At 38.8% G+C, this 9,584-nt stretch carries 8 protein-coding genes; 5 read left to right on the forward strand and 3 right to left on the reverse strand.

The window, feature by feature from the left end:
- Positions 1-108: 108 nt before the first annotated feature.
- Together ACIR131C_RS0115765 and aroF are read left to right on the forward strand one after the other, a co-directional pair.
- Positions 109-690, forward strand: a complete 582-nt coding sequence (locus ACIR131C_RS0115765) for a Uma2 family endonuclease (protein WP_028090982.1) — start codon at positions 109-111, stop codon at positions 688-690.
- Positions 691-870: 180 nt separating this feature from the next.
- Entirely contained in the window at positions 871-1,920 is a 1,050-nt protein-coding gene (gene aroF / locus ACIR131C_RS0115770) for a 3-deoxy-7-phosphoheptulonate synthase (protein WP_028090983.1), read from the forward strand.
- A 128-nt stretch (positions 1,921-2,048) separates the two neighbouring features.
- On the opposite strand, the gene ACIR131C_RS22935 is transcribed toward aroF, so the two are convergent.
- Positions 2,049-5,285 (reverse strand): response regulator, encoded by a 3,237-nt coding sequence (locus ACIR131C_RS22935; protein ID WP_051347588.1) that lies wholly within the window; start codon positions 5,283-5,285, stop codon positions 2,049-2,051.
- On the opposite strand from ACIR131C_RS22935, the gene opgC reads away from it, so the two are divergent.
- Positions 5,224-5,805: an OpgC domain-containing protein gene (gene opgC / locus ACIR131C_RS0115780; RefSeq protein ID WP_081677215.1), complete on the forward strand. Its 582-nt coding sequence runs from the start codon at positions 5,224-5,226 to the stop codon at positions 5,803-5,805. The genes ACIR131C_RS22935 and opgC overlap by 62 nt on opposite strands.
- A gap of 2 nt (positions 5,806-5,807) precedes the next feature.
- On the forward strand, positions 5,808-7,115 hold the full coding sequence (locus ACIR131C_RS22940; protein WP_051347589.1) for a DUF3131 domain-containing protein: 1,308 nt from the start codon (positions 5,808-5,810) through the stop codon (positions 7,113-7,115).
- 101 nt (positions 7,116-7,216) lie between these two features.
- Here the strand turns inward: ACIR131C_RS22940 and ACIR131C_RS26165 are convergent, their stop codons facing one another.
- Positions 7,217-7,390: a hypothetical protein gene (locus ACIR131C_RS26165; RefSeq protein WP_196811788.1), complete on the reverse strand. Its 174-nt coding sequence runs from the start codon at positions 7,388-7,390 to the stop codon at positions 7,217-7,219.
- On the opposite strand from ACIR131C_RS26165, the gene ACIR131C_RS0115790 reads away from it, so the two are divergent.
- A complete protein-coding gene (locus ACIR131C_RS0115790; protein ID WP_028090985.1) occupies positions 7,305-8,693 on the forward strand; it encodes a DUF3131 domain-containing protein in 1,389 nt (462 codons plus the stop codon). The genes ACIR131C_RS26165 and ACIR131C_RS0115790 overlap by 86 nt on opposite strands.
- A 285-nt stretch (positions 8,694-8,978) precedes the next feature.
- On the opposite strand, the gene ACIR131C_RS22945 is transcribed toward ACIR131C_RS0115790, so the two are convergent.
- Positions 8,979-9,488 carry a hypothetical protein gene (locus tag ACIR131C_RS22945; RefSeq protein WP_051347590.1) on the reverse strand — a complete coding sequence of 170 codons (510 nt, stop codon included), beginning with the start codon at positions 9,486-9,488 and terminating at the stop codon, positions 8,979-8,981.
- Between the last annotated feature and the right edge of the window lie 96 nt (positions 9,489-9,584).

A 9,584-nucleotide genomic window follows, 5' to 3' on the forward strand; every position in this document is an offset into this window, starting at 1 on the left:
TCGGTTTTTTTCCGTTCACCTACTTATATCATTCAATTGTTGTTTCCTTGGTAAAGGATTTGATCATATAATAATCATCATTTGAGAATTACCAAGCCAGAAAAAATTATGCAGTCCCCTCTTTACTTTTTCTCTGTTGAAGAATATCTGGAGTTAGAACAAATTAGCGATATTCGTCATGAATATTTTGCCGGTGAGGTCTTTGCTATGGCTGGAGGTAGTAAAGAACATAATATAATCTCTGGAAATGTTTATTCGCCTTTGCGTTCTCGGTTACGGGGTAGTTCCTGTAATGTTTTTATGTCAGACATGAAGGTAAGAATAAATTTAGCTAATGGGAATCAAACTATATTTTACTATCCTGATGTCATTGTCAGTTGCGACACTCAAGATCAAGACCGTTATTTTTTGAATTATCCTTGTTTAATTATCGAGGTCCTATCACCAAGTACAGAAACTATAGATAGACGGGAAAAACTTCTTAATTACCGCAGTTTAGCAAGTTTGAAGGAATATGTTTTGATTTCTCAGGATGAAGTTAAGGTGGAGGTTTATCGTCAAGATGAAACAAGAAATTGGACTATACAAACTTTGATTAATCCTGATGATAAATTACATTTAGATTCTGTTGGATTAATTTTAGAAATGACACATATATATGAGGATGTTATCAATGTAGCTATTATTTAGCTATCATGTAGCTCGCTATGCTATGATGTTGAGTATCCACTGTCAGAATCAGGAGATCCAGCATTAAGGGATTTTAGGGTTATATTATAACAAATAACATAATTTTTATCAAAGTTTCACCCAGAGGCGCAGAGGCGCAGCGAGGAAGAGTCTGAAATTTACTAAAAAAGGAACTCGTAAATGATTATCGTCATGAAGGTTGGTTCCCCCCAGGAAGAAATAAATCGCATTACTACAGAATTATCTAGCTGGGGACTAACTCCAGAAAAAATTATTGGTCAACATAAGGTGGTCATTGCTTTAATTGGGGAAACCGCTGATTTAGACCCCCCCCGTATTCAAGAATTAAGTCCATGGATTGAACAAGTATTACGAGTGGAAGTACCCTATAAACGGGCTAGTCGTCAATTCCGTCATGGAGAAGCTTCTGAGGTGGTGGTAAATACTCCTCAAGGAGATGTGGTGTTTGGTGAACATCATCCTTTGGTGGTTGTGGCAGGACCGTGTTCGGTGGAAAATGAGGAGATGATTGTAGAAACGGCGCTGCGGGTAAAGGCTGCGGGGGCTAAGTTTTTGCGAGGTGGGGCCTATAAACCCCGTACGTCACCCTATGCTTTTCAAGGTCATGGTGAAAGTGCTTTGGAATTGTTAGCTACCGCCCGGAAAGTCAGCGGGTTGGGGATTATTACCGAGGTTATGGATACGGAAGATTTGGAGAAAATTGGCCAAGTCGCAGATGTGATTCAGGTGGGGGCGAGAAATATGCAGAATTTCTCCATGCTTAAAAAAGTAGGAGCGCAACATAAACCTGTGCTGTTAAAACGCGGTATGGCTGCAACTATTGAGGATTGGTTAATGGCGGCTGAGTATATTTTAGCAGCGGGTAATCCTCATGTGATTTTGTGTGAACGGGGAATTAGAACTTTTGACCGTCAATATACCCGCAATACTCTAGATTTGTCGGTTGTGCCGGTGTTGCGGAAACTCACCCATTTACCAATTATGATTGATCCTAGTCATGGTGTGGGTTGGTCCGAATTTGTCCCTGCTATGGCCATGGCGGCGATCGCTGCGGGTACGGACGCGCTTATGATTGAAGTTCACCCCAACCCAGCCAAAGCGTTATCCGATGGACCCCAATCTTTAACACCGGACGCTTTTGATCAATTAATGTCAGAGTTGGCGGTAATTGGTCAAGGGGTCGGTCGTTGGCCGAACCAAAAAAGCTAAAGGATGCTAACAAGAGTCGGCTCTATGTAAAGACGTTCCATGGAACGTCTCTACCACGGTCAACCTAACTTCATGGATAACCTTGTCAGGGAACGAAAAAACTTTTTCAGCACTATTTCAGCACTATTTCAGCACTTAATTAAAAATGCTTGAATCTTGTTGATAAAATCAACTAATCCTAGTACCAATTCATAAGCACCGACAAAACTCTGTTTGCGACTGAGTTGTTCTAGTTCTTCTGCAATTTTCCGCATGGCTGTAGCACCAACATTACCACTAGAACCTTTAAGATGATGAGCTTCCCTGGCCAGTTGAGGAAAGTCATTAACGGTAATTGCGGCTTTAATTCCCTCTACATGAAACAGGCTATCTTCCACAAAAACTTTTAAGATTTCTAACTCAAATTCTGGATCATTGTCTGAGATTTGATGTAGATGTTCCCAATCAATTGGTAAATCTGTTAACGGATTATTGGTAATTAAAACTGCTGGCTCAGGATCGGGAATAGTCACTACTCGTCCTGCCATAATTCTCGAACTCCAAAGCTCTAATAAGGTTGCTAATTTATCCTTAGTAATTGGTTTGCTAAAATAGTCATCCATACCAGCATCTAAACAACTCTGTTGATCCTCCTTCATAGCATTAGCAGTAATAGCAATAATTATAGGTTGTCGGTGATTAACAAATGAACTTATTGGCCGAGAACGAATTACTTTTGTAGTTTTTAAACCATCGAGAATTGGCATTTGACAGTCCATCAAAATTAAATCATAGGCAATGTTATCCAACATTTCCAAAACTTCTTGGCCATTGGCGACGATATCAGCTTTATACCCTAAACTGTGGAGTTGCTTGAGGATAACTTTTTGATTAACTGGATTATCTTCTGCTACGAGCAATTTTAACTTTGATTTTGTCGAATCAGGTATCTTTTCATCCAACACAGTTATAGAAGATTGCTCAATTTTAGAAGATTGGAAATTATCTAATTTTGGTTGGTTTCCTAAAATATCCATGATCGTATCTAGCAAACGAGAAGGCTTTATTGGTTTAACTAAATAACTAATAAATCCTATGTTAATTGCTTGTTTCGATTCATCCTTTTGATTACTAGAAGTCAATAGAACTAAAGGAATATTGCTAATGGCAGCATTAGCTTTAATTTGTGATCCCAGCGTTAGACCATCTATCACAGGCATTTGCATATCAATGAGAACAATATCATAGGGGTGATTTTCGGCAGCAGCCTTTTGTAAAGCTGCAAGACCAGTATTTGCACAAGCAGCTTCATCTACCAACATTCCCCAATGAGTAGCTTGATGATAAATAATTCTCCGGTTAGTCCCATTGTCATCTATTACTAACAACCGTTTGTTAGTCAATATATCAAGCTCCAAAATCTGACAAGAAGGCTGGATTTGCTTCATAAAAGGTAGCTCAAACCAAAACTGAGATCCTTTACCTATCTGACTTTTTACGCCAATTTTTCCACCCATTAAACTTACTAATTGTTGACAAATTGCTAATCCCAAACCTGTGCCACCATATTGACGGGTAATAGAAGCATCAACTTGGCTAAATGCTTGAAAAAGTTTGTTTTGATCTTGAAGACTAATCCCAATTCCTGTATCTATAACAGTAAAATTGAGAATGACTAGATCCTGAGTTTCTGACTTCAATTCTACTTCTAATAATACCTCTCCTTGTTTGGTAAATTTAATAGCATTACCAATCAGATTCATGATAATTTGTCGTAAGCGCCCAACATCTCCCCTCAGATATTTATAGACATTCTGTTGTACCAGTGTGGCAATTTCTAGTCCCTTTTGATGTGCTTGAGGAGCTAATAAATCTAGCACTTCTTCCAGACAATTACAAAGATCGAAATCTATGCTTTCGATGATCATTTCTCCAGCTTCAAGTTTGGATAAATCTAAAATCTCGTTAATCAGAGATAAAAGAGCATCCCCACTCACGCGAACTATTTCTAAAAAATCTTTTTGTTCTGGGTTGAGAGGAGTTTCTAATAATAAACCAGTCATGCCCAAAATGCCATTCATGGGGGTGCGAATTTCATGACTCATATTCGCTAAAAAACTACTTTTGGACAGAGATGCTAACTCAGCTTGATGACGAGCAATTTCCAGTTCTCGTCTTTGCAGAATTTCCGCTTGCAGTAATTTAGCTTGAGCTAAAGCAATACCTATTTGATCAGATAAAGACTTGAGAAATTCTATTTCCCAGTTAGTCCATTGACGGGGTTGGGTACAATGATGAGCAATTAGTAAACCCCAAAATTCATCTTTGAGAAAAATAGGAACGACCAGGTTAGCTTTGACATTAAACTTTTGTAATAGTTCGATGTGACAAGATCGAATGTTAGCTTTTTCGATATCATTAATCACACCAATCCATCCTTGAGTATATTTCTCAAGGTAATTTTTTGTCAAGCAAGGCTCAACAATATTTGTCCCCATAACAACTGGAATACCGGGAATTAATGCTTCTTTCCGCGCTGTTAAAGAGCCATCGGCCAACAACTCTAGAATTACTACACGGTCAGTTTTCAACAGTTTTTGGACTTCTGTAACACTCGTTTGCAGAATATCATCTATCTGCAAAGAACTGCGGATTTTTAAAGTAATATCAGCTAATAATTGCGATCGCAAGTTGAAGTATTTTAGTTCTTCCTCGGCTTCTTTGCGTTTACTGATATCACGACCTACACAAATGAATCCGCCAGCTTTCAACTTTGTCAGAGACATTTCTGCGGGAAAGTTACTGCTATCTTTTCTCTGAGCAATTGTTTCTCCATGCCAGTAACCTTGTTTCATTAGTTCAGGAAATATCTTTTTTTCAAACAATTTAACCTGCTCTTGTTCATAAACTTCTTGCCATTTTTGTCCTAGCAATTCCGTGGCATCACTATAGCCAAATATATTCACATAAGAGCTATTTAGATAAAGATAATTACCCTGTTTATCAACAATACTAATGCCATCACTCGCCGCTTCTACTGCTGCTAATTGCTGTTTTAGAGACTCTTCAGCTTGTTTGCGTTCAGTGATATCTATGCCGGTGCAAACAATAAATTCAATTTCACCATTTTCATTGGAAACCGTTCTATTTGACCAATTAATTAGCCGCAGATTTCCGTCTTTTATGCGCCAATAATTTTCATATTCTTTTAACCCCTTACTTGATTTAATTTTTTCAAAAATAGATTGTGCCGTTCGACGGCGTTTCGGTTCTGTAAATACGTTCCAAAAGCATTGATTTCTAACTTCATTGTAAGAATAACCCGTGGTTTCTTCACAAGCTCGATTAAATCCAATAATTTCCGCTGCTGGGTTAAGAACTATCACTAAAGCATTAACTGTATCTAATACCTACGTGCATGGAGTATTAGCAGGTTATTATCGTCAAAAACTACAAAAATTATGGGGAAAAATACCGAAAATTCCCCTAGTCTTATGCTTGGTATTAATCGTCATTGGCTCAATTACAACCGCACATTATGATATTCAGCTTGGTGTTTGGCCAGCCAAATTCTCAGATAGAGTTGCTTGGTTAGCATGGACAGACCGCAGTCGGGTGGGTTTTTTGCGTTTAATTAATCACATCGGTTTCTTCCCTTTGCTGTACATAATTGTGGATACATTTTGGCAACCGTTAAATAAAATTCTGGGGAAACTGTTGATTAGTTTGGGTCAAAACTCCTTGTACGTCTATATTGTTCACGTTCCAGTCACAGTGATTTGGTTTTTAATTCCGGCTTTAGCTGATGGTAATCCCATAGTCACTACTATCGCTCAGGCTGTAGCTGTGGGCTGCTTCTGGTGGCTGGTGAAAAAAGAAGTGTTGTTTAATATTATCCCCCGCTAACCATGACACAAGATACAACTATCAATCCTACTCCGATCCAACCTAGTTTATTAAAACAAACTATTGTCGCTGCGGCGATCGCCTTAGTTGGTTTTGGATTGCATAAAGGAATAGAATGGCATGAGAGTAACACTCTCCCAATTCCAGTGACTTCCGTTGGTCAAAATCGGCTGAATGCAGAAGATATACAATTAGCCCGTACAGCTTGGCGCTATTTCCAGAAAAATCGTTTATCCACCGGTTTAGTTTCTTCCGCTGCGGACTTTCCCAGTACAACCATGTGGGACGTGGGTAGTCAGTTAGCTGGTATGGTGGCAGCACGGGAATTAGGCTTGCTAAAGCCGGCAGAATTTGATCAATGGATCGAGGAAGTATTGGCCACCCTAGCCAAAATACCTTTGTACCGGAATGAGTTACCAAACAAAGCCTATAACGCGAAAACTTTAATCCCGGTTAACTACGGCAAGTTGGCAGAACCCGAAGAAATTGGGTTTTCGGCCATTGATTTAGCGCGACTGGTGCAATGGCTAGATATAATCCAAACTCGATACCCCAAACACGCTGCGGCCAGTAAAGCCGTCACGGCTCGTTGGCAATTAAAGCGGTTACTGAAGAATGGACAGCTAATGGGGACAGCAATTAAAAATGGTAAGGAAACCTGGAACCAAGAAGGACGGCTAGGTTATGGACAATATGCAGCCTATAGATTACAAAAAATTGGGATTGTAGCCCCCAAAACACTCGATACTAAAACCGAAACTCAGTTTATCAATGTTATGGGTGTGGAAGTACCAGCGGATAAACGCACCACCTATCATAATTATGTCACTAGTGAACCCTATATTTTGGATGGGTTGGAAAGTGGTTTTCAGGCTTTACCTGCGGAATATGCAGCCAAGTTACTCCAAGTCCAACAACGTCGCTATCAAGCTACTAATCAACTCACAGCCTGGTCTGAGGATAATTTAGATCGGCAGCCTTGGTTTGTCTACAATTGTATTTTTGTCAATGGTCAACCTTGGAAAAGTATAGACTCATCTGGTAAAGATGCCTTTGTTTATCGGGGTAGTAGTGTTAAAGCCGCAATAGGCTGGAATATGCTGTTTCAAACTCCCTATACAGAAAGACTTCATAAGGGTATGCGCTGGCTGGCTGATCCAAGTCGTGGCGTTTTTGCAGGTTTTTATGAAGAAACTCAAGAACCAAATCGAGCTTTAACTGTGAATACTAACGGTATAGTGTTAGAAGCAATACTATATCGTCGTGTGGGCAAACCGTTGACAGTTTGGGCTAAGGAAAAAGAATCCTAATCATCGGATAGGGCTTGCTGATAGCCTGCGTGGCGTAGCCATAAAAGTTGCCTGTGAAGGCAGGGAACAGGGAACAGGGAACAGGGAACAGAAATGGGGGCTTAGGGAGAGATATTTTGCGTAAGTCCTGACTTAAAAAAACTAGACAAGAAAAAACTTTCAATTAAATTACCAATTACCAATTCCATGATGAATTCTGATTTTGAGCCACCATCAAAAAAACTATCTTTTCTTGCTACCTTTGGCGGAGTTATAACCGCTGTAATTGCAATCATAGGTTTCAATTCTTTGTCAAAGTATTTATCTATAAATACTGACCATATTAGCAAGCTGAATACTAAATTAACAGTTGTCGCAGGTAAACCCATTGCCGCTGCGGAATTGACAACCACCACAGGACCCTATATTGCGCCCGGAAGTGGGACATTAACTACAGAGGAAACTGCAATGGCGCGTCAAGCTTGGTTATACTTCCAACGTAATTGGAACGATCAAACTGGCTTAGTTAATTCTGTAAATAATTTTGCCTCTGTTACTATGTGGGACCAAGCCGCTGCTATGGCTGCTTTGGTCAGTGCTAAAGAACTTAATATCATTACGGTAGAAGAGTTTGAGAGCAAAATGAGTCAGATGTTAAAAACTCTAGCGTCCATGCCTTTGTATAAGGGAGAATTACCGAATAAAGTCTATAATTCAAAAACATTGATACCTGTAAATTATGGTCAATTAGATAAACGAGAAGAAATTGGTTGGTCTGCTTTGGATTTAGGACGTTTAGCTATATGGCTGAATATTGTGGGTACAAAATATCCCAAAATGCGATCGCAAACGGAAGCCGTCTGGAAACATTGGCAAATCAAGCGCTTAGTCAAAAACGGGCAAATGTACGGTACTTCTGTTATTGCTGGTCAAGAAATGTATACCCAAGAAGGGCGTTTAGGTTATGAAAATTACGGAGCTTATGGGTTAAAACTCTGGGGTTTAGATGTCAAAAAAGCCTTAGATTATACATCTAATACAGACTTTGTAGACCTCTACGGGCAGGGTGTTCCTTATGACCGACGGGATTATCAAAATTCAGGTGCAAATAATTATGTTCTCAGTGAGCCTTATATTTTAGATGGTATTGAAACCGGATTTCAAGCCCTACCTAAAGCATTCTCAGACCGAATTTTAGCCGCTCAAGAAGCTCGTTATCAAAGAACTAATTTTTTAACTGCTGTCACGGAAGATAATTTAGATCGCGCTCCTTACTTTGTTTATAGTAGCTTATTTGTGAATGGACAACCTTGGGCAACTATCACAACAACGGGAAAAAAATATGATGAGCTGCGTTTTCTCAGCGCTAAGGCCGCAGTGGGTTGGCACGTCCTTTATAATACTGCTTACACAGACAAATTATTTAATTTTGTGCAAACTCAACTCAAATCTGATCAAGGTTGGTACAACGGGTTTTATGAGTCTTTAAATCAGCCAAATAAATCTCTTACTGCCAATAATAATGGTGTAATTTTAGAAAGTTTGCTGTATAAAAAAGTTGGTAAACCTCTCACTGTTTGGGCTGGAATAAAAGAGTAAAGGAAAAGGTTATTTTGATGTTGTGAAATTCGATAATTTATGATTTCTATTTCCCTGCTTTGACAAAAAAAGGGAACAGGTTACAGGTTACAGGTTACAGGGAACAGATAAGAAACAAAAGTTGCTGAGTTTAAAGCTCAGTCAAAAAAAAGATGTTTTTAAAAGATGCGTAGCACGAAAAAAACAGTGTCATTATTTCAATCTCATGTTTTTAAACATGAGTTTTTCCTGTTTACTCTGAATTTTTCTACTTGTGAAATCTTTATTTTTCGGTCAAAAAACAGATCAAAATTTTATCTGTAATTGGCCTGTTAATGTCTGATTATTATACAGACTTTCCCCAGTCATGAGATTGTGAGACCTACCTAAACTATAACCTAAATCTAAAGCTATATTTGGGGACATTTTGACTGTACAGCGAGTTTGATAGCCAGTACCTCCACTTTTATCACCGTTAACTCTTTGTCTTCCCCAGGTGGTATTTAAACGACAATTTAAAAAAGGAAAAATGTTTTTTCCCCATCCGATTTCACCGTTATAAACTAGAGAAGATACTGGAGAAAAATAGCCACTACTCTCTTGGCGATCGCTTGCATACTTCCAAGCGAAAACATTACCAGCAAACCAAAATTCACCCCACTTATGTTCCAAGCGATTAAAAATCTGTTGTTCAAAATTACCATCATTATATAAACCCACACGATAGGAGCCAAAAAAGCTGGTATTAGGGTCAATTTGCCAAAAAGTATTGAAACCAGAGCGCATAGCTGTAATTTGATTTTCCAGTGTTTTCACACTAGTTTTATAAGGACCTTGTTCTACGACTGCTGATATAGTAGTTTAACTTAAGAATGAGACAAAAAGAGTATAAGATTGAAGAGAGAAGGTATG

Origin of the sequence: Dolichospermum circinale AWQC131C (assembly GCF_000426905.1) — a bacterium.
In the GTDB taxonomy this organism is placed as follows: domain Bacteria; phylum Cyanobacteriota; class Cyanobacteriia; order Cyanobacteriales; family Nostocaceae; genus Dolichospermum; species Dolichospermum circinale.